Below are 19,775 nucleotides of genomic sequence, written 5' to 3' on the forward strand. Positions count from 1 at the left end.
CACCACCCCTAAATCATAGGCAGATTCCCTGGAGGAGCCAAGAATTTAAGGACAGTTTTTCGATTGTCTGGACACCTGATCAGGAAGCAGCGGCCCCTATGCCACAATGGAAAAGGAATTGTTTAACTTTATCCCTTAACCCAATCACAGGCGATCGCCCCTTTCCCTTGCAACCCATGCCCCAAGACGTACTCCTCGGCAAAAGTCTCCCGGAACTGACCGACTGGATCGAAACCACTGGTCAACCCGCCTACCGTGGCAAACAGCTCTACAATTGGCTCTACCAAAAAGGGATCCATAACCTGAGTGAAATCACCGTCTTTCCGAAGGTTTGGCGCGAACAAATGGGCACCTATCCCGTGGGGCGATCGCAGATCCACCACCAACGCACTGCGCCCGATGGCACCCGCAAATATCTCCTCCAACTCCACGATGGCTTAATTATTGAAACGGTCGGTATCCCCACCGAAAAACGCCTCACCGTCTGTGTTTCTTCCCAAGTGGGCTGTGCCATGGCCTGTGATTTTTGCGCCACTGGTAAAAGTGGTTTTACCCGGCATCTCCAAGCCCATGAAATCGTTGATCAAGTGCTCACTGTCCAAGAAGATTTCCAGCAACGGGTCAGCCATGTGGTGTTTATGGGTATGGGGGAACCCCTCGCCAACCTCGAACAGGTGCTTAAATCGATCCAAAGCTTGAACCAAGACATCGGCATTGGCCAGCGATCACTGACAGTTTCTACCGTGGGGGTACCCGATCAGATCCGCACCCTTGCCCAGCAGAATCTGCAAATCACCCTAGCGGTAAGCCTCCACGCCCCAAACCAAGCCCTCCGGGAATCGATTATTCCCACCGCTGTCCATTATCCCATTGAGGAGCTGTTGGACGAATGCCGCGAGTACGTCGCCATCACCCGTCGCCGTCTCAGTTTTGAATACATTTTGCTGGCGGGGGTGAATGATCTGCCCGACCATGCCGCCGAATTAGCCAAAAAACTAAAAGGGTTCCAAAGCCATGTGAATTTGATTCCCTACAATCCCATTACCGAAGTGCCTTTCCAGCGACCAGGGAAAAAACGGATCAATGTCTTTAAGCAAATCCTCCAGGATCACAAGATTGCGGTGAGCGTACGTTATTCTAAGGGCTTGGAGGCGGATGCGGCCTGTGGTCAACTGCGATCAAACCTCCGACGATCTGCCCCGGCAACGGTAAAATAAAACAGCAAAAACCCACCCTTAACCCCCAGAATCTATGAATATTTTCGGGATTGGCCTGCCAGAAATGGCCCTCATTTTCATTATTGCTTTGTTAATCTTTGGCCCGAAAAAGTTGCCAGAGATTGGCCGGAGTCTTGGGAAAACGATCCGCAGTTTCCAGGATGCCTCCAACGAGTTCCAGGAAGAATTTAAGAAAGAAGCCGAAAAAATTGAAAAAACTGTTTCGATGCAGGCCCGCCTAGAGGAAGGGAACGGCGAAAAAGTCGAGGCTACGGAAACGAAGCCGGAAACCTCTGATCAGGAAACAAAAGCTGATACCCCATCTAGTTAGGGCTTAACTGGGTTTGTCCTTGGTATCTTGTTTAAGCCCACTGACTGCCTGGGGTTTGACGGGGGCGATCGCCTAATAATTGTTGTTGAACGGCCTGTTGCAGATCCTGGCGGCGAATTTCAAGGCTCCCCTGGGCCTCGGTGAGGATCAAGCTATCAACGGCGGCCAGCGAAAATAGCTGAAACAACAGGTGGGTGACGGGCAGTGGCACAGCAATTAGGGACGGATCGGCATTGCTGCCCTGGTGCTGTTGGGCGAGGGCGAGGCTTGAGAAGCCGTAAATAACGGTTTTGGTCTGCTGGGGATCGCTCTGTTGGGCAAGGGTCGTGATGAGCCAGTCCCCCTCTAAAGATTGACAAACATAGTATTCGAGGGATTGTAATTTTTGGGCGAAGGCTTTGAGGACTGGGGCGATCGCCTGGGCCATCACCTGGGGCATCTTGCCATCCTGGGGGGCTTGGTCAATGAGGACTTGCAGTTGTTGGTCTAAATCCATAGAACAATATCAAGGCGATCGCCAAAAAATACATTGGTCTCCCCATGATAAACCTTGGCCAACAGTAAACCTTTTAGGGAAAACTTTGCACTGGAGCCGGATGGGGGGCAGATGCCGCCGTGGGACAGAGTTCTTGGTAAGTTTGTTCGAGCTGACTAATGTTGTTCTGCAAGGTGTAACGTTCTAACACCCGCTGCCTCGCCTTGTGACCCAGGATTGTGACTAATTCTGGTTGTTCACGGAACAAGGGTAAAAGGGTTTTCAATTGTCCGGTGACTCCCTGGGTATCGAGGACAACCCCGGCTCCCTGGTTGAGTACTTCCCCATCGGCGCCGGCATCCGTGGCAATGCAAGCCAAACCGCAGGCCATTGCTTCGAGGAGTGATAAAGACAATCCTTCCACCAAAGAGGGCAACACAAACACATCCGCCGCCCGGAGGAGATCAATCCGCTGGGTTTCATCGCCGACAAACCCAAGCCAGCGGACCCCTTGATCTTCGGTGTAAAGCAATTCTAGGGAAGCCTTGAGGGGGCCATCACCGACCATTAACAGCACACAATCTTCTCCCATATTGGCCAGTCGCCAAGCCTTGAGGAGGGCTTCTACATTTTTCTCAGGGGCAATGCGGCCTTGGTAAATGAATACCCGTTTCGCTTGGAAGGTGTGGCGGTAGGCACTGAGGGCCGGGGCATATTTTTGTTCATCGACGCCATTGGGAATGATGCGCACCGTATCCCGTGGTACTCCCAGTTTGACGAGCATTTCCTTTTGGATTTCTGAGAAGACGATCACCCGGTCATAGTTGGCTAGACAGGGGGCATAGAGCTGGTAGGTGAGATATTGGGTACTGGATTTGAGGTTGCGTAGTTTGCTGTCAAAGGGAGGGTGAAAGGTGGCCACTAGGGGCAAATCGAGTTCGCGGCAGATGTCGGGCAGACGAAAATCTAGGGGTGAGAGGGTCAGGGAGGCATGGACGAGGTCTGGCTGGAACTTTTGGAGCGATCGCATCAGCACTTGACTCGATTTCGGACTGGGGATCGTGTAAATTTGCGACTTGTAGAGGAAGGGTAAAAAAACCTCTGGGCAGTCCCGCCATTTTTGGTCACATTCTTCTTGCTGGGCAAAGTGGAGAAAGCTCACTTGATAGCCCCGATCAAGGAGGTGATTGGTCACTTCACGGCCATAGGTGACATTGCCACAAAAAGGAGATTTTTTACCGAGCCAAGCAACATGCATTGAGGGGGATCCTGTGGTGTGCGTTAGGATTTGATTGAAATATACCAGTTCAATACCCCACCGGCGATCGCCAATCCCGAAAGACCTAGAAGCACTGGTTGCAGGCCAAAAAAGGTTTCTGCCACCCCAGCCAGGGCCAGAGGTAAAGATAGAGCAATATTAACAGCATTATTCTGTAAACCGAAAACCTTCCCCCGGAGGATCGCTGGGGTTTCGCGCTGGATCGTCGTCTGCATCGGCACTCCCACCAGGGCCGCAAAAAAGCCAAGACAGGTGGTACTCAAGAGGGCAAAAACCAAATTGTGGATCGAAAAAGAAAGGGCAATTAAGGCGATCGCCGTGCCGATAGAACCCCAAAGACTAAGGGTACGATAAGGCAACTGATTTCCCCAGTGACCCAAAAAGAAAGCACCGATCCCCAAACCAACGCCCCCTGCGGCCAACAAAAAGCCGAACTGTTCCGCCTTTAACCCCGGAATTTGAGCCGCCAGACTCACCGCCAACACCGCCAGGGCCGCAAACACAGAAAACAAAATCACCAATTGGATCAACGCATTGCGCACCCGGTGATTTTGATTCAAATAACTTAGACCGTCTTTAATATCCTCCCAAACATGGGGCTGTTCCCGTTGGCGATCCGTTTCCGTTTCATTGGTCTTCAGGGCCAACAAAATCAAACCGGCGATCGCATAGCCTCCTCCAACTACAAATTCTTTCCCCCAAGTCCCCGTAATCCCGAAAGATTCAACCAGCTGATCCGCCAGGCCCAACAAGGGTTCTCCCACCGCAAAGCCCACAATTAACAGGGCCATCATCGTGGTGGTGTAGAGGGAATTGGCCGCCAATAAATGTTTATTCTTCACAATGAGCGGTAAAGTCGCCTGTTCCGCTGGCGCAAAAAATTGTGTCAAGGTAGAAACAGCAAAGGTGATCCCCAATAAAAAGACAAATCCAGGGGGAAGCTCCCACCAATTGGGTTGATCTTGCACGAGCCAGAGTAAGAGCGGGATGCAAAAAACAAAGACGCCCCGCAACAAATTCGAAATAATCAGCACCCCTTTTTTAGACCAGCGATCCACATAAACCCCCGCAACGGAACCAAACAAAATCGCAGGCACCGTAAAGGCAATCATGATCGCCGAGACCCAAGCACTAATGCTCTGATCCGCCGTTTGAAAGTGACTGGCAATCAAAGCAATCATCAGCACGAGATAAATCTTGTCGGCCAGTTGTGAAAAGATTTGACCAAGCCAAAGGACGAGGAATTTCGGGTTGCGCAACACAGGCCCAAAACCATCTACACTCTGGGATGGGGCCACGCCCATCTCGGTTTGGGAAGTATCTTTAGGGGAGAGGGTCGGTAGATCCGTTTCCGTTGACATGGGTGCTCGGCAACCAAAAAGTTGATAAGGGAATCACTCTTAAGTATAAATCCTGCGATCGCCTTATGTTGGGGAGTTACCGCCCAGGATTCGCCCGGATTATGTGCTTAGTGATGATGGCCATAGGCCCCATCTTCCGGAAAAAAGGGCAGCATTTCCTGTTTCAGTTGCAACCCCAGCCGGGTGAGCATATCTTCGAGTACGTGGTCAGGGGAAAAGCGAAGATACAGGGGATGCACCTCTAGGGGCACGTGGCGGTTACCAAGGTGATAGGCCGCCCTGAGCAGTTCCAAGGGGGTCGAGGCCGTGACGGTAACCACGGGTTCAGGTTTTGCCTTAACCTGCACAAGGGTAGAGCCAGTCGCGTCTTGAAAGTAGTCATCGGGATGGATATGGCTGCCACGGGATAAGTTGAAGTGAATCGCTTGGCCATTGTCTAACTCTAGGCGTTGGCGGCTCTTTTGACGTTCGGCAGCGGTGAGGAACAACTCCAGATCTACTTGGATCGGTGCCTGGGGTTGATATTTTTGGGTCAAGATTAAGTCAGCGTTAGCCATCGTCTTTAGCGATATGGAAGTACAAGAAAACCGGCGATTTTTAAGGAGTAAGTATTAGTTTAGTCTAAATCGCTTCATAAAATTCTATGGGAAAGTAACAAAAAGAATGTCACGGGAAAAGTATTCGTATAATAGTCACAAAAAGGTAATCAATGAAAATTTGGGATCAAGATAAATATCAAAAAGCATGGAATTTCGCTTCAAATGCACACAATGGTCAGAAATTGCCAGGCAGTGATATTCCTTACATCAATCATCTTGGGTTGGTTGCCATGGAAGCAACAGCAACGGTGGCCCATGAGAAAATTGACAGTCCAAACCTTCTTGTTGTGTGTGCATTGTTGCATGATGTCATTGAAGATACTTCTACTACATTTGAGGATGTAAAACGTGATTTTGGGATTGAAATTGCCGATGGGGTTTTAGCACTGACTAAAAATACAGAGCTGCCTTCAAAATTTGAGCAAATGAAAGATAGTATCAACAGAATTCAATTGCAACCTAAGGAAGTGTGGATGGTTAAATTATGCGATCGCATTACTAACTTACAACCACCGCCAATGCATTGGGATAAAGTCAAAATAGCTACATACCAGAGTGAAGCACGGTTTATCTTAGAACAACTCGGTGAGGCCAGTCCGTTTCTTGCACAGCGATTGATCGTCAAAATATCCGATTACGACCAATATCTATAGGAAATATGCCTCAATTATTAATTGACGGAAACTTTGAGATTTTTAGCGATTTTTAGCGATCGCCAACCGGGAAGGTTAGCCTGGAGGGGTCTAGTCGTAAACCCGATCAAACCGATGAATACTAAGACCCTTACACCAGTCGTTCAACCGACCAAAAATGTAGGACTTTTATTTGGGCGGCTGCCTCGAAAAGATATTTCCCAAAACCACCCCGTAAACGGCAAAGGAAAATGCACCCATAGCGGTTGTAGTTGCCCCTCATTCGTTGATCCACCCGGAGGTTTTGACTGCGCCCGCTGCGGCCACCCAATGTCCGAACATTGGTAGAACGTCCATCACCGACAAAATCTGAGTTCCCCAAAACTGTAAAGCTGATTTTGGTCAGTCCACTATCTTCACAACACCCGATTTCTGGTGGCTGTGGAGGTTTTGGTGTCAATTCCCCTTTGTCATTTCCGAGAATCCTGAAGCCTGTATAAAGATTAGAGTGTTGCCAAATCGAGGACGCAATAATGGGATCAGTATTCGGGGAGTCTCAAGAATGCCCAAGCGATTCAAGCCATGGCAGCTAAAGGAAGAAATTAACAAGGGGTGGACAATGGGGGCGATCGCCTTGCCAGTTGTGCTCTGGATGACGGGGTGGTTATGGTGGCTCCCTGGCCAAAGACAGCAAACCAATTATCCTCATTTATTCCAAAACGAAAGCGTTACCCTCGTTGACACCCATCGCGATCGCGAAATTTTAGCCAGCGACCTCCGGGCGATCGCCGCAATTGTTGGCGGCATTTTCCTATTCCTCAGTTTCCGCAGGGCCACAAAAAAGACGGAAACCACTGACTTCTGCGGTGCTGATCTCAATGACACTAATTTCTGTGGTGCTGATCTCAATGGCGTTGATTTTTGCGGTGCGAGCCTAATTGATGCCAACTTTAGTGGTGCCAATCTCAGCGGTGCTAATTTTAACGGGGCGAACCTCAGCAGCGCCAATCTCAACGGGGCTAACCTCAGCGGTGCATCACTCCAGTATGCGAATCTCAGCCGCGTGAATCTTAGATACACCAACCTCAGCGGCGCTGACCTCAGGTATGCAAATCTCAGTGATGCTGATCTCAACTGCACCCTCCTGAGTGATGCCAACCTCAGCGAGGCGAATCTCAGTGGTGCCCTGCTCTTTTTTATCAATTCACGGGACGTGCTTAACCTTGAACCCATTCAACTCAAGGCAGAGCCCTCGCCCTTTCTCTGTAACGTTGCTCTCCCTACCTATGCCCAGCATCCAAAAATGAATCCCAACCGTGACTGCAACCGTATTCCGCGATTATTAAGCGATCGCTATGATATTTCCCTCGAAGAGGCCCAGGGGATCGTCGATGAAGCGCGACAACATCATTGGGATTAATTATCTAAGGATTTCTAACAGGCGATCGCCGACCCGGAGGGCATTGGCAATGACCGTTAACATCGGGCTAGTGGCGCTACTGGACGGGAAAAAGCTACTGTCCACCACGTAGAGATTTTCCAGATCATGCATTTTGCAATGGAGATCGAGGACGGAAGTGGCGGGATCTTCCCCAAAGCGACAGGTGCCGCACTGGTGGGCGACGACGGAGATGGGCATCCGGGCGTAGGGATGGGTTCCTTTAAATTCCTTATCCACCGCCTTAAGAATCTGCTGCCAACGGTATAACAGGCGATCGTGGGCTTCGAGGTTATTCTCGGTATAGTTGAGGTGAACTTTATTATTTTTCAGCCACACGCGATTTTCGGGATTCGGTAAATCCTCCGTTTGTAGCCACCAACCCAGGGAGCGGGTCGCCAACTGTTTCAGCCCAAATTTCGGTAGAAACTTCGCTGCCACGGACAACAATGGTGGAGATTCCGAAAAAATAACATCCTGCAAAATGCCGCCCGAATCCTGCACATGACCCATGGGATAGGGAAAATCTTGGTCGCCCCAATAAAAATCATTCACATAGAGCGATCGCTGGAAAAGTCCATCTTTGAGGGTGGGTTCCTGCTCCACGATGACCGTCATCAACTGCTTCATCAGGTTACGACCGATCAGCCCGGAACTATTTCCTAAACCGTTTTCATGTTTGGCGTTCGCTGATTTGAGGAGTAATGCCGCTGAGTTAATCGCGCCGCACGCTAAAACCACGATGTCCCCCACAAATAAAAAGGCTTGGTTTTGGATGACCGCCTGCACCCCCTTCACGATTTTGCCGGAGGGGTCGGTGTGGATGGAGGTGACCTGCGCCCCCGTTTTCAAAGTTAGGCGATCGCCAGCGCGGATAGCGGGACTAATTCCTGTATCCTCCGAGTCCGTACGCCCTTCCTGCCCGATGCCGATGGGGAGATAGTTCGGGTGCAAACCATAATCTTTAAAACGCTGATTAATGGCATCAAGTTGGGGCAACCTTTCGACCGGGGGAAAGCCATAATTCTGACTCCGGGAGGGTTCCGTGGCATCATCGCCGACTTGCCCATGCACCTGGTATAACTTTTCCGCTTCGGTGTAATAGGGTTCAAAATCGGCGTATTTCAACCCCCACTCTGGGGAAATGCCATCTTTGTGTTCCACCGCTTCAAAATCCTTTTCCCGGAGCCGCATTAACACGCCGCTATAGATTTTGGTGTTGCCGCCGACACAATAACTGGTTTGGGGATGAAATGGCTCACCGTGCTGGTCGTACCACTGTTCCGGGGCGTGGTATTGCTCTTTTTTAAAAACTTCGACTTCGGTTAATTCGGAGCTTTCCTTTTCAGAAAATTGCCCCTGTTCTAGCACCAAAACTTTTTTGCCTGCATCCGCCAATTTCCGGGCGATCGTGCCGCCCCCTGCCCCAGTTCCAACAACGATTACGTCATAAATTTGGTCATCAATAATCATTACTTACACACCACTATGTCTAAATTTCATGTCTCAAATTTTCGTAGGGAAAAAAGAGCGGCGATCGCTCCAATTATTGCCAGAGATAAATCAGCCCGAAAAGGATAATCCAAATCACATCCACGAAGTGCCAAAACCACGACGTTGCCTCCACGCCATACTGTCCACCAGCGTAGTTATTCGGCAGGAAAGATCGCCCCAGCATTACCCCTTGCAGCAAGACCCCCGTTAGGACGTGCAACCCGTGAAACCCCGTCAGGAGATAGAAAATTCCGCCATAGACCCCAGATGTAAACCCAAACTCTAAACTCTGCCATTCCACCGCCTGACCATAGAGAAAATAACTCCCCATTGCCATTGTTAATAGCCAGAAAAAACGGAAGCCCCAGAGATTTTCTTTATGCAGAAACCGTTCCGCCAGATAGATCACACCGCTACTCGAAACCAGCACCACCGTATTAATCGCCGGATCATGGATTTCTAACCCCTCCACCCCCGGCGGTAGCCAATCCGTTGCCGAGAGTTTATAGACGATATAACCCACAAAAAAGCTGATAAAAATCACACTTTCTGAGAGCAAAAAGACAATAAATCCAAACAGGCGATGATCCTCTTCTCCATGTCCGTGGCTTGTTGCCGAGATCGGGGTTTCATTGATGGCAGTCATAACAATAATCGCAGTGTTAAAAAAACTGAATTTCTAGGTAGGGGGTTCGTTTGGTGGGGACGGTAGGGGCGGTTCGCGAACCGCCCCTACGAATGGTGATGGGGCAACAACAAAAAAATCATGGGTTTAACCCCCCAGATTTTCCGTGAGGGGTTCCGATTTGCCGTAGCCATAGGGTTCCGCGATGACGATGGGCAACTCCTCGAAATTTTCATGTTCCGGGGGAGAAGGAATCAGCCATTCCAAACCGATCGCCCGCCACGGATTTGCGGGAGCGCGATCGCCGTTAATCCAGGACGCAATCATATTGAGTAAAAAAGGAATCGTGGACATGCCGAGGATAAAACCGCCGATACTGGCAATCACATTCCAGAAGGCAAACTCCGGATCATAGGACGCAACCCGGCGCGGCATCCCCATCAAACCCACCGGGTGCATCGGCAGAAAATTTAAGGTCGTGCCGATCATCGTTAACCAAAAATGCAGTTTCCCCAGACCCTCGTAGTACATCTTGCCCGTCATTTTCGGGAACCAGTGGTAGACCGCCCCAAAGATGCCAAAGACGATCGCCCCGTAGATCACATAGTGGAAATGCCCCACCACAAAATAGGTATTGTTCACATGGATATCCACCGGAACCGATGCCAACATAATCCCCGTGATCCCCGCAAACACAAAGTTAATCAAACCCCCCATCGCAAAAAGCATCGGTGTATCCAGGCGCAATTTCCCCCCCCAGAGGGTCGCCACCCAGGCAAAGACCTTAATCCCTGTCGGCACAGAGATCAACATCGTCGAGAACATAAATAACATCCGCATCCAGGGGGGCGTACCACTGGCAAACATATGGTGTACCCAGACCACCGCACTAAGGACAACAATAATCATTGAGGAAACGACGACGACCTTGTAGCCAAACAGGGGCTTGCGGGCGTAAACGGGAAACAGTTCCGAGAAAAAGCCAAACACCGGCAACACCATCACATACACCGCCGGGTGGGAATAGAACCAGAAAAAGTGCTGGTACAACACCGGACTGCCCCCCTGGGAGGCATCGAAGAAGGTTGTGCCCACCGTGAGATCAAAGAGCAACATCACCGCCCCAGCAGTTAAAGCGGGTAACCCAAAAAGCTGAATAATTTGAGCCGCCATCACTGTCCAGACAAATGCCGGAGTCTTAAACCAGCCCATTCCCGGACACCGCATCCGCACAATGGTCGTGACAATATTCACTGCCCCCAGGATCGAGGAAATCCCCGACAGCGCCACGGAAACCAACCAGAGAAATTCGCCATTGAGCAAAACGCCCGCTGGATTCTGGATACTCACCGGGGGATAAGACCACCATCCTGACTGAGCCGGGCCACCAGGAACCAGGAAACTAAGGATTAGCAGCGACCCAAACACCGGCACCATCCAAAAGGCGATCGCATTTAGTCGGGGGAATGCCATATCCCGTGCCCCGATCATCAGGGGAACCAGATAATTTGCGAAACCCGCCAACACCGGAAATGTCCAGCCAAACAGCATGATGCTGCCATGCATCGTAAACAGGGCATTGTAAACGGTGCGATCCACGAGATCCGGCTCTGGGGTAATCAATTCCCCTCGCATGATCATCGCAAAAATTCCGGCGACGAGGAAAAAGAAAAAAGACGTGACAATGTATTGCAGCCCAATTACTTTGTGGTCGGTACTAAAGGAAAAAAAGGTACGCCAGTTGGGCAGGTTGGTGAGGGGTTGTCCCTCGTTGGTCAGGGCTTCTGGGGGAGCTTGGGTCATGGTTTGTGAGCGATTACGGAATTACAGAAAATTTATCGAAGACTGACAACAAAATTCAGAGGAAAAAGGTCAATAAACAAAATCAGGGATGATAATTCACCACGGGCGGCGGCGCAGGGGGTACGGTTTTCCAGGCGGCGCGGTCTGCTTTCTGTTGACGGCGGGCGTATTCACTGACGGCTTGGTTAGGGGCAGGGGTGGGGGTTTGGCGGGCGGCTTGGTTTAACCAGGTTTGGTAGTCTTCCTGGGATTCCACCACCACATCGGCTTGCATCGCTGCGAAATAAGTGCCACTAAATTGGGAATCACGGATGCGGTATTTCCCTGTTTTGATCGGTGTAAATTCAAAATCGGTGTCTTCAAAGGGGATCACGTCCTGTTTCACCCGGAAGGCGGGGATAAAAAAGCCATGGATCACATCGGGCGATCGCAGAATGAAGTGGGCGCGTTGGTTTACCGGGAGATGGAGTTCGGTGCTGGTGACATTTTTTTCAGGGTAATGGAAAATCCAGGACCATTGCTTGGCAGTGACTTCCACATTGGTGACGGGCATCTCCATGGTGGTTTTCCCTGTAGAAACATTGGTCACTAAAGCCTCTTGGTGCATATGTCCCGGAGCTTGAATATTCATCTCGCGGTAGGTTTGATAGCTGAAATAGGCCAGATAAATCACGATCAAGAAGGGGATCGTTGTCCAAACGATTTCTAGGGTGACGTTGCCTTCGATGGGGGGGCCATCACTAGTGTCGTAGCGTCCTGCCCGGTGGAAGAGGATCGAATAGGTCATCGTGCCGGCAACGCCAAACAGGATAAATGTGCCGATCGCCACCAGGGTGCTAAAGAGCCGATCCACCAGTTGGGATTCCACGGAAGCCTGGGGCGGCAACCAACTGTAAGACCATTGCCCGACGTTGTAGCTAAATATCCCTAAAATTAGGGCGATCGCCGAAAGTGAAATAATTGTTTTTAATTTCATAGCCTAAGTTTTCTCACCCCTACCGCAACAGCACATTGGGATCTTCACCGAGCCGGAGCAAATGACCCGCCGTATTGTGCGCGCCAAATTCTGCGGCTAACTGAGCGCCTAATGTGCCGTGGATATACATCACAAACATAATCACCAGTCCCGCCAACAGATACCACCACTGCACCTGCCGACTGCGATCGCTGCGCCACACATAGCGCTGAAAGCCTCGCCAAACCGTCATCCCAACGATTAATGCCAGCAACAGCACACCGCCGATGCCGTGCCAAATCATCGTATCTATCGCAGTAAAATTCCAGGCACTTTTTACCTCAGACGGGGCATCCATCAACAGCATTTCGTAGAAACCTGCCGCCACTGTAAAAAAGGTAATGATTGACGCCGCTACCATGTTGTACCAGCCCACATCAAAGAAATTAGAACGGGTGGCCGGGATCGCCAGATATTTAAAAATGGGACGCTCAAAAGTAAAAAATACACCGACAATATCGAAAGCAATGCCAATGATGAACAGCCCCAGGGTCAGATGCACCAGATTCGGGTGAATGGGAATGCTGTAGGGTAAGCCGTTTGCCCCCAAATCGAGTTGATGGATCAGATCAGAATACATCGCTTATAAAAGTCCCTCTTTTGCTGCTTGGACAATCTCTGTGGTGTGGAGTCCGTAAACCCAGACCAATTTATCGCCGAGATACACCTGGAAAAAGACAATCCCCGTCAAAATGGCTCCCATGCCCAGATAGGACATCGGCAAGGTTTCCGGGTTTTTAGAGCGAATCACGTAGCGCCAACCGGTCAAGGCCGCGACAATCCCCGACAAAGACCAACCAATGATCGTGTGGAGATTCAGCACGGGTTCAACGGCATCGTAGGCGATCGCTAAACCTGCTTCGATTTGTCCGAAGATAATGGCAATAAAAATCGAAACCGTGGCGACGAACATATTCCACCAGCTCACTTCATAGAGTTTGCTGTTGCGGCTGAAATAGCCAAGCACATCACAGAAAAAAGCAAACAACACCATCGCAATCACAAAATGCACCACAATCGGGTGAATTGTGTCGGGATAGGGCAGATTATGCTCGTTGAGGGGGGGAAGAAGATTATCAAACATGAAAATTGCGTGGAGAGGATGCGACCCAGTCCCCAAGAATTCTGAAGCCTTAGCAACTTTTAAGTTACTAATTTTCCAAAAAGAGAGTCCTTTGGGTTTGGTAGGTTTGGGTCATAGTAGATCAACACCAGAACCAGAAAATAGACTAAAAATCTGAGTTGAGTGAGTCCGGCAACTAGAACACGAGACGGCAATGAAGAATACTGATACCCAAAATTTTTTAGGTATTTTGACTTGCAAACCATACTAGCTCAGATCAAAAAAGGAGGGGTGGCGATCGCCTCTAAATGTCAACTCTCCCGCATCGAAAAATGGGTCAAAAATCTACACCGTCTCCGCAGAGTTAGAGTCACAGGGTTGCCACAGGTAAAGGCACAGAGGGATAAGGCGATCGCCGCAACAGACCATACTCAATGCCCTCGACCACAGCCCGATAGGATGCCTCAAGAATATTGGCTGATACGCCCACCGTCGTCCACCGTTCCAGACCATCACTTGATTCCACCAAAACCCTGGTTTTCGCCCCGGTGCCCGCTGCCCCATCCAAAATTCGCACTTTATAATCCGTCAATTGGAACTCGGCAATCTCTGGGTAAAATTTCGTCAACACCTTCCGCAACGCCTGATCCAACGCCGAAACGGGGCCGTTCCCTTCTGCTGCCTCGAGCAAATTTTTCCCGTTCACTTCTAACTTGATCGTGGCGATCGCCGTACTTTGAGTTTCTCCCACATCACAATTCACATGGAATCCCCGCAGCTTGAAAAATTCCTGCCGATGCCCCAATGCCGAACGGATTAACAACTGAAAACTCGCCTCTGCCGCCTCAAATTGGTAGCCTTCATGCTCCAAATTCTTTAATTTTTGCAGGATCGTCCGACTAGCCAGATCCGTTTTCTCTAGGGCAATGCCGAAGCTTTTCGCTTTAGCCAAAATATTGCTTAATCCCGCCTGTTCTGACACAACAATACGCCGCTCATTGCCCACCGTTTGCGGATTGATGTGTTCATAGGTGAGGGCATTTTTTTGCACTGCTGAGACATGAATTCCTCCCTTATGGGCAAAAGCCGAACGGCCCACATAGGGCGCATGGTCATCGGGAGCTAAATTGACAATTTCACTGATTAAGCGGCTTGTACTGGTGAGCTGTTGTAGTTTTTCCGGTGCGAGACAAGGCTGATTTAACTTCAGTTGCAGGGTGGGAATTAACGTGCATAAATTGGCATTACCACACCGTTCTCCATAGCCATTGATGGTGCCCTGGACCATGGTGGCTCCGGCTTGCACGGCCATTACTGCATTGGCCACCGCCATCCCCGAATCGTTGTGGGTGTGGATGCCGAGGGGAATCTTGAGATCCGGAAATGCCCGTTGAATATCCTGGAGACTGGCCATAATTCCTTGGGGCAATGTGCCGCCGTTGGTATCGCACAAAACTAGATATTCGGCTCCCCCTTGGATCGCTGCTTCGAGGGTCTTGAGGGCATATTCGGGGTTTTGTTGGTAGCCATCAAACCAATGTTCGGCATCATAAATTACCCGCCGATTTTGGGATTTTAGATAGGCGAGGCTCTCCCGGATCATCGCGCAATTTTCTGCCAAAGTAGTGCCTAAACCAAGGGTGACATGGAGATCCCAAGATTTGCCAAAAAGAGTAATCCAGTGGGTTTGCGCCCGGAGGGATGCCTGGAGTAAAGAGTCCGTTTCGACGGCGGAATGGGGACGTCGTGTTGAACAAAAGGCGACAATTTTCGCCTGCTGGAGTGGATATTCCCGGAGATGTAGAAAAAATTGTTCATCCTTGGGATTTGCCCCTGGCCAGCCCCCTTCAATAAAAGGAATGCCGAGGCGATCGAGGTGTTGGGCGATGCGGACTTTATCTTCGAGGGAGAGGGCAAGCCCTTCCCGCTGACAACCATCGCGGAGGGTGGTGTCGTAGATCTGAACTGGGTTTTGGGGAGAAACCATAGGGGAACCGTCGGCTAGAAATGCTGCTTTTGATCCTAGCAAGGGAGTTTCTGGCTAAGGCGGGCCTCGATACGATTCCACAAACTTAGACAATCTTGTTGATATTTCGGGGTCAGTACATCGCTAAATTTTCTAGACATTTCTTTGGAAACATTGATCACTGGTCCCAAGATTTTTGAAGCTTCTGGGGAATCGAGTACACTGGATATACTTTTTTGATTTTGTGATGCGTTTATAAGCTTGTGTTGTCTATGGCGATCGCCTTCAAAGTTAGTCGGTGGTGTCTTAGCGGCTTCATCGCAGTAAATTTAATCGGCTGTACTCCTTGGACAGTTTTATCTCAACAGGAAAACCTGGGCACAACCAGGCAGCCCATCGCCAGTCTTGGGGCCGTGTCACCGGGGGCTGAGGTCTATGTCCAGGGAACTGTAACCCAGCGGGTGCCTCTCCTCGATCAAGGTGCTTACGAATTGCAGGACAGCACCGGGCGCATTTGGGTGATTACGGAAACTCCGCTGCCGGAGCCTGGGGCAGAATTGGCGATCGCCGGGCAATTACAATTCCATGAGTTGCAACTCCAGCAACAAAATTTTGGGGAATTTTTTATTCAAGAACAGGCGATTATCGACACCGTAGAAGAGGGAACGATTTCACCGCCACAATTACCCATTAAAGAACACCTTGATCTGCAGTTTTTACCCCACAAAGGCAATCAAAAATCCTGAAGATCAAGGTGTTAGTAAATAACATTTAAGAATCAAGGTTTCGCACAAGTAATCCTAAGCATCGGAGCCGGATTCACTGGTTTCTTTTTGTTCGTCTTGTTCGTCGTTGGTTTCAGTCGCTACGGTGGCTTCTGCTGTTTTGGCCTTCGCCTCTGCTTCTGCCTTTTCTCGACGTTGCCGTTCTACGGCGAGGGCATCTTCTAAAACCTCTAGAACTTGATTCATTTTTTCGAGATTGCTGCGATAAAGATCTAAGTCTTTTTTCATTTTCTCCTCAGGGAGATTCAGACCTGCGGTGACCGTGGTCAGCATTTCGTCGCGCTTCTCGGTGTCCTCAAGGAGTTGTGGCTCTGATTCACCCAAAAAAGTATAGACGCCAATGGCAAACAACCGACTATATTTGAAGTGATCATTTTTGGCGATCGCCTCAATTTTTTCCCATAATTCCTGGGCACCTTCAGGAGGCATATCTTGCCGGAAGCACTCAATCAGTTGCGTCCCAGAACAATGTTTTGCCAGTTCAACCAGGGCCATTGCATCTTCTTTGTAACGGTTGGCGTCGCCCCCAATCGCTTGGCACATGCTTTGGAAAATAGAAACTTTATCTGCCTCTGGGCGGTAGCCTTGCATAAAGCGCTCAAAGGAAGTGACGACGCCCAGCGCATAGAAAGGGTCGTAGCGAAAATCGGCGTTCACCGACAGTAAATGCATTTCAACCAAAAGTTCTTCGACGACGCGCCGAAAAATCGAATTAATTGGCCGAGTATGATGTGTATAAAAATCACGCTTCGTATCGGAAACGGTGCGAACTTGACTCACAAATGGAACCCACAATTGACATTTCAATATTCTATTTTGACGTTTCCAGAGGCGTTTGCCAAGGTGATGGGTCTGGGACGGATTCTTGACGGCTCAATATTTCAATTAAAATTCACCCCCAAAAATCTCCTTTGGTCAGTAAATTGATCCCCTCTAAAAACTCCTTAAAACTCTTTGGCGATCGCCTCCCTAGGCCACTATAAAAAAAGAGTGACATGGTTATGCCACCCTTTCATGTTATTAAAGCCGTCCTCAAGTAACCGTTAGCGTTAGTGACGGTAATAGAAATGACTTGTTCGTCTGTTTAGAGTGCATTTGCACCGGCGACCACTTCCAATAGCTCCTGGGTAATCGCTGCCTGACGGGCCTTGTTATAGGACAACGTCAAGGTTTTCATCAGTTCAGAAGCATTGTCACTGGCATTGTTCATCGCCGTCATCCGCGCCGCCAACTCACTGGCTGCCCCTTCCTGGAGCGCCCGCAGCAGTTGGTTGCTGAGATATAGCGGCAACAAAGCATTCAAAATGTCCTTCGGATCCTGCTCGAAGATCATATCTGCGGGCAGTTCTTTAACTTCGGTTGCCACCTTTTCCCGTTCGACCTGGAACTTACCACCCCGGGTAATCAGGTTGAAAGTTTCGTCGTCAGGGTTGGTGAGCGCTTCAGGTACCAAAGGCAACAGCGTTTGCACAACGGGCTGAGAACTAATCAAAGACACAAAGCGTGTGTAAATCAGTTCAATTTTGTCCACTTCTTCCGAGAGGAACAAAGAGAGCAGTTCATCGGCAATGTCCGACGCTTCTGCTGCCGAAGGAATTTGTTCTAAACCAGCATAGGTTTTAGCAACGGGAGCTTGGCGATTCTGAAAATATTGCACCGCTTTACGGCCCACCAGCACAAACTTGTAGCTGATACCAGCCGCTGCTAATTCTTTTGCTCTTTGTTCGGCTTTGCGGATGATGTTGGCGTTGTAGCCCCCACAAAGGCCGCGATCGCCAGTGATGACCAACAGACCGACACACTTTACTTCCCGTTGCTTGAGGAGGGGCAAATCTGCTTCTTCAAGGCGGAGACGACTCTTGAGGCTATAGAGTACCTGCAAGAGGGTGTTAGCAAAGGGACGGGTGGAAGTCACCTGTTCTTGGGCACGACGTACTTTTGCCGCGGCCACCAGACGCATCGCTTCGGTAATTTTCTTGGTATTTTTGACGGATTGAATCCGGTCGCGAATCCCCTTTAGGTTTGGCATGAGTAATATCCCTTAGTTCGATTCTGGGTCGCCTGCAACCCCTGGTGATGCTAGCCATAGGCCACAGGCGACATGATCATCTGCTTAGGCCGCAGCGGCGAAACTTTGCTTGTGCTCGGCGATCGCCTCTTTGAGGAGGTTCTCCGCTTCTTCAGAAAGCACTTTATCGTTGGCAATGATTTCACCGTACCGGGCTTTGCTGGTGGCGAGGTACTGACGGAGGCCAGCAGCAAACTCAACCACTTTATCTACAGGAACATCATCAAGATAGCCATTCAAGCCAGCGTAAACAATCGCCACCTGCTCAGCAACGGAGAGGGGAGAGTTCTGGGGCTGTTTGAGGATCTGACGCAGGCGCTGACCCCGGGCCAACTGGTTTTGGGTTGCTGCATCCAAGTCAGAAGCAAACTGGGCAAAGGCTTCGAGTTCTGCGAACTGGGCCAATTCCAACTTCAGCTTACCGGCAACTTTTTTCATCGCTTTGGTTTGAGCCGCAGAACCAACCCGGGATACGGAAATACCCGCGTTGATCGCCGGACGGAAACCTGCGTTGAATAGGTCAGAGGACAAGAAGATCTGACCGTCGGTAATGGAAATAACGTTGGTGGGAATGTAAGCGGAAACGTCACCGGCTTGGGTTTCGATGATCGGTAGAGCGGTCATGCTACCGCCGCCGAGTTCATCACTGAGTTTCGCTGCCCGTTCTAACAGACGAGAGTGCAAGTAGAAAACGTCACCGGGATAAGCTTCACGTCCGGGGGGACGACGGAGCAGCAGGGACATTTGGCGGTAGGCCTGGGCTTGCTTGGAAAGGTCATCGTAGACAACGAGGGTCGCCTTACCTTGGTACATGAAGTGCTCGGCGATCGCCGCACCAGTGTAGGGAGCAAGGTACTGGAGAGTTGCCGGATCGTTAGCATTCGCAGCAACAACGACGGTGTAATCTAAAGCGCCCTTAGATTCGAGGGTCGAAACAACTTGAGCAACGGTGGACGCCTTTTGACCAACGGCCACGTACACACAAATTACATCTTCACCCTTCTGGTTGATGATTGTGTCAACCGCAACGGCAGTTTTACCAGTTTGACGGTCACCAATGATTAATTCCCGCTGACCCCGACCGACGGGAATCATCGCGTCAATTGCGGTAATCCCAGTCTGCATCGGTTCATGGACAGAGCGACGGGCAATAATCCCAGGGGCCATGAATTCGATGAGGCGGGTATCGGTAGCGTCAATGTCGCCTTTCCCATCGATGGGACGGGCAAGGGCATCAACGACACGGCCAACGGTCGCGTCGCCAACGGGGATTTCTGCAATCCGGCCAGTGGACTTCACACTACTGCCTTCTTGGATGTCACGACCGTCGCCCATCAATACGGCACCGACGTTGTCTTCTTCAAGGTTGAGGGCGATCCCTACGGTGCCATCTTCAAACTCAAGCAATTCACCGGCCATGGCCTGCTCAAGACCATAGATCCGAGCAATCCCATCACCGACTTGAAGTACGGTGCCGACGTTATCGACTTGAACTTTTTGGTCGTAGGACTCAATTTGTTGACGAATAATGCTACTAATTTCGTCGGGTCTGATACTAATCATGTCTGTACTGTTAAATAAGGTTAATTCTAGGGACAGTCTATTGAGACACTTTTAAAGTTAA

The 19,775-nt window shown here is 50.1% G+C and carries 18 protein-coding genes and 2 pseudogenes; 5 read left to right on the plus strand and 15 right to left on the minus strand.

What is annotated here, in order from left to right; all coding sequences use genetic code 11:
- Positions 1-176 precede the first annotated feature (176 nt).
- Together rlmN and AWQ24_RS03690 are read left to right on the plus strand one after the other, a co-directional pair.
- Positions 177-1,217, plus strand: a complete 1,041-nt coding sequence (rlmN, locus tag AWQ24_RS03685) for a 23S rRNA (adenine(2503)-C(2))-methyltransferase RlmN (RefSeq protein WP_065716044.1) — start codon at positions 177-179, stop codon at positions 1,215-1,217.
- Positions 1,218-1,251: 34 nt separating this feature from the next.
- Positions 1,252-1,548: a TatA/E family twin arginine-targeting protein translocase gene (locus AWQ24_RS03690; protein ID WP_065716045.1), complete on the plus strand. Its 297-nt coding sequence runs from the start codon at positions 1,252-1,254 to the stop codon at positions 1,546-1,548.
- Positions 1,549-1,579: 31 nt separating this feature from the next.
- On the opposite strand, the gene AWQ24_RS03695 is transcribed toward AWQ24_RS03690, so the two are convergent.
- The 4 genes from AWQ24_RS03695 to ureE all read right to left on the minus strand — a co-directional run bounded on the left by AWQ24_RS03695 (position 1,580) and on the right by ureE (position 5,220).
- Positions 1,580-2,044 carry a hypothetical protein gene (locus tag AWQ24_RS03695; protein WP_012306346.1) on the minus strand — a complete coding sequence of 155 codons (465 nt, stop codon included), beginning with the start codon at positions 2,042-2,044 and terminating at the stop codon, positions 1,580-1,582.
- A 73-nt stretch (positions 2,045-2,117) separates the two neighbouring features.
- Entirely contained in the window at positions 2,118-3,281 is a 1,164-nt protein-coding gene (locus AWQ24_RS03700; RefSeq protein WP_030005953.1) for a glycosyltransferase family 4 protein, read from the minus strand.
- Between the two features lie 23 nt (positions 3,282-3,304).
- Positions 3,305-4,663 carry an MFS transporter gene (locus AWQ24_RS03705; protein WP_030005954.1) on the minus strand — a complete coding sequence of 453 codons (1,359 nt, stop codon included), beginning with the start codon at positions 4,661-4,663 and terminating at the stop codon, positions 3,305-3,307.
- A gap of 107 nt (positions 4,664-4,770) precedes the next feature.
- Positions 4,771-5,220, minus strand: coding sequence for an urease accessory protein UreE (gene ureE, locus AWQ24_RS03710; protein ID WP_065716046.1), 450 nt, complete (start codon positions 5,218-5,220; stop codon positions 4,771-4,773).
- A 152-nt stretch (positions 5,221-5,372) separates the two neighbouring features.
- Here ureE and AWQ24_RS03715 point away from each other — a divergent pair, with 152 nt between their 5' ends.
- Both AWQ24_RS03715 and AWQ24_RS16740 read left to right on the plus strand, forming a co-directional pair.
- Positions 5,373-5,915: an HD domain-containing protein gene (locus AWQ24_RS03715; RefSeq protein ID WP_065716047.1), complete on the plus strand. Its 543-nt coding sequence runs from the start codon at positions 5,373-5,375 to the stop codon at positions 5,913-5,915.
- A gap of 631 nt (positions 5,916-6,546) precedes the next feature.
- Positions 6,547-7,038 (plus strand): annotated as a pseudogene (locus AWQ24_RS16740) (pentapeptide repeat-containing protein); the annotation flags it as partial.
- Here the strand turns inward: AWQ24_RS16740 and AWQ24_RS16745 are convergent.
- The 8 genes and pseudogenes from AWQ24_RS16745 to cimA all read right to left on the minus strand — a co-directional run.
- Positions 7,032-7,127, minus strand: a pseudogene (locus tag AWQ24_RS16745) (hypothetical protein); the annotation flags it as partial. The pseudogenes AWQ24_RS16740 and AWQ24_RS16745 overlap by 7 nt on opposite strands.
- A gap of 187 nt (positions 7,128-7,314) precedes the next feature.
- Positions 7,315-8,805, minus strand: coding sequence for a GMC oxidoreductase (locus AWQ24_RS03730; RefSeq protein ID WP_065716050.1), 1,491 nt, complete (start codon positions 8,803-8,805; stop codon positions 7,315-7,317).
- Positions 8,806-8,878: 73 nt separating this feature from the next.
- Positions 8,879-9,472: a heme-copper oxidase subunit III gene (locus AWQ24_RS03735; RefSeq protein ID WP_062432730.1), complete on the minus strand. Its 594-nt coding sequence runs from the start codon at positions 9,470-9,472 to the stop codon at positions 8,879-8,881.
- Between the two features lie 126 nt (positions 9,473-9,598).
- Positions 9,599-11,254 carry a cytochrome c oxidase subunit I gene (gene ctaD, locus AWQ24_RS03740; protein ID WP_065716051.1) on the minus strand — a complete coding sequence of 552 codons (1,656 nt, stop codon included), beginning with the start codon at positions 11,252-11,254 and terminating at the stop codon, positions 9,599-9,601.
- Between the two features lie 82 nt (positions 11,255-11,336).
- Positions 11,337-12,230, minus strand: a complete 894-nt coding sequence (locus AWQ24_RS03745; RefSeq protein ID WP_065716052.1) for a cytochrome c oxidase subunit II — start codon at positions 12,228-12,230, stop codon at positions 11,337-11,339.
- 19 nt (positions 12,231-12,249) lie between these two features.
- A complete protein-coding gene (locus AWQ24_RS03750; RefSeq protein ID WP_012306357.1) occupies positions 12,250-12,849 on the minus strand; it encodes a DUF2231 domain-containing protein in 600 nt (199 codons plus the stop codon).
- 3 nt (positions 12,850-12,852) lie between these two features.
- Entirely contained in the window at positions 12,853-13,353 is a 501-nt protein-coding gene (locus tag AWQ24_RS03755) for a DUF2231 domain-containing protein (protein WP_065716053.1), read from the minus strand.
- A 349-nt stretch (positions 13,354-13,702) separates the two neighbouring features.
- On the minus strand, positions 13,703-15,319 hold the full coding sequence (cimA, locus tag AWQ24_RS03760; RefSeq protein WP_012306359.1) for a citramalate synthase: 1,617 nt from the start codon (positions 15,317-15,319) through the stop codon (positions 13,703-13,705).
- 251 nt (positions 15,320-15,570) lie between these two features.
- On the opposite strand from cimA, the gene AWQ24_RS03765 reads away from it, so the two are divergent.
- The gene (locus AWQ24_RS03765; protein WP_049761560.1) at positions 15,571-16,044 is read left to right on the plus strand and encodes a hypothetical protein; all 474 of its coding nucleotides are present in this window, start codon (positions 15,571-15,573) and stop codon (positions 16,042-16,044) included.
- A gap of 54 nt (positions 16,045-16,098) precedes the next feature.
- Here the strand turns inward: AWQ24_RS03765 and psb29 are convergent, their stop codons facing one another.
- From psb29 to atpA, 3 genes are all read right to left on the minus strand, one after another.
- Positions 16,099-16,863 carry a photosystem II biogenesis protein Psp29 gene (gene psb29 / locus AWQ24_RS03770; RefSeq protein WP_065717294.1) on the minus strand — a complete coding sequence of 255 codons (765 nt, stop codon included), beginning with the start codon at positions 16,861-16,863 and terminating at the stop codon, positions 16,099-16,101.
- 304 nt (positions 16,864-17,167) lie between these two features.
- The gene (locus AWQ24_RS03775) at positions 17,168-18,112 is read right to left on the minus strand and encodes a F0F1 ATP synthase subunit gamma (protein ID WP_030005967.1); all 945 of its coding nucleotides are present in this window, start codon (positions 18,110-18,112) and stop codon (positions 17,168-17,170) included.
- Positions 18,113-18,196: 84 nt separating this feature from the next.
- On the minus strand, positions 18,197-19,714 hold the full coding sequence (gene atpA / locus AWQ24_RS03780; protein ID WP_030005968.1) for a F0F1 ATP synthase subunit alpha: 1,518 nt from the start codon (positions 19,712-19,714) through the stop codon (positions 18,197-18,199).
- Positions 19,715-19,775: the final 61 nt, after the last annotated feature.

Origin of the sequence: Picosynechococcus sp. PCC 8807 (genome assembly GCF_001693295.1) — a bacterium.
Lineage (GTDB): Bacteria > Cyanobacteriota > Cyanobacteriia > Cyanobacteriales > MRBY01 > MRBY01.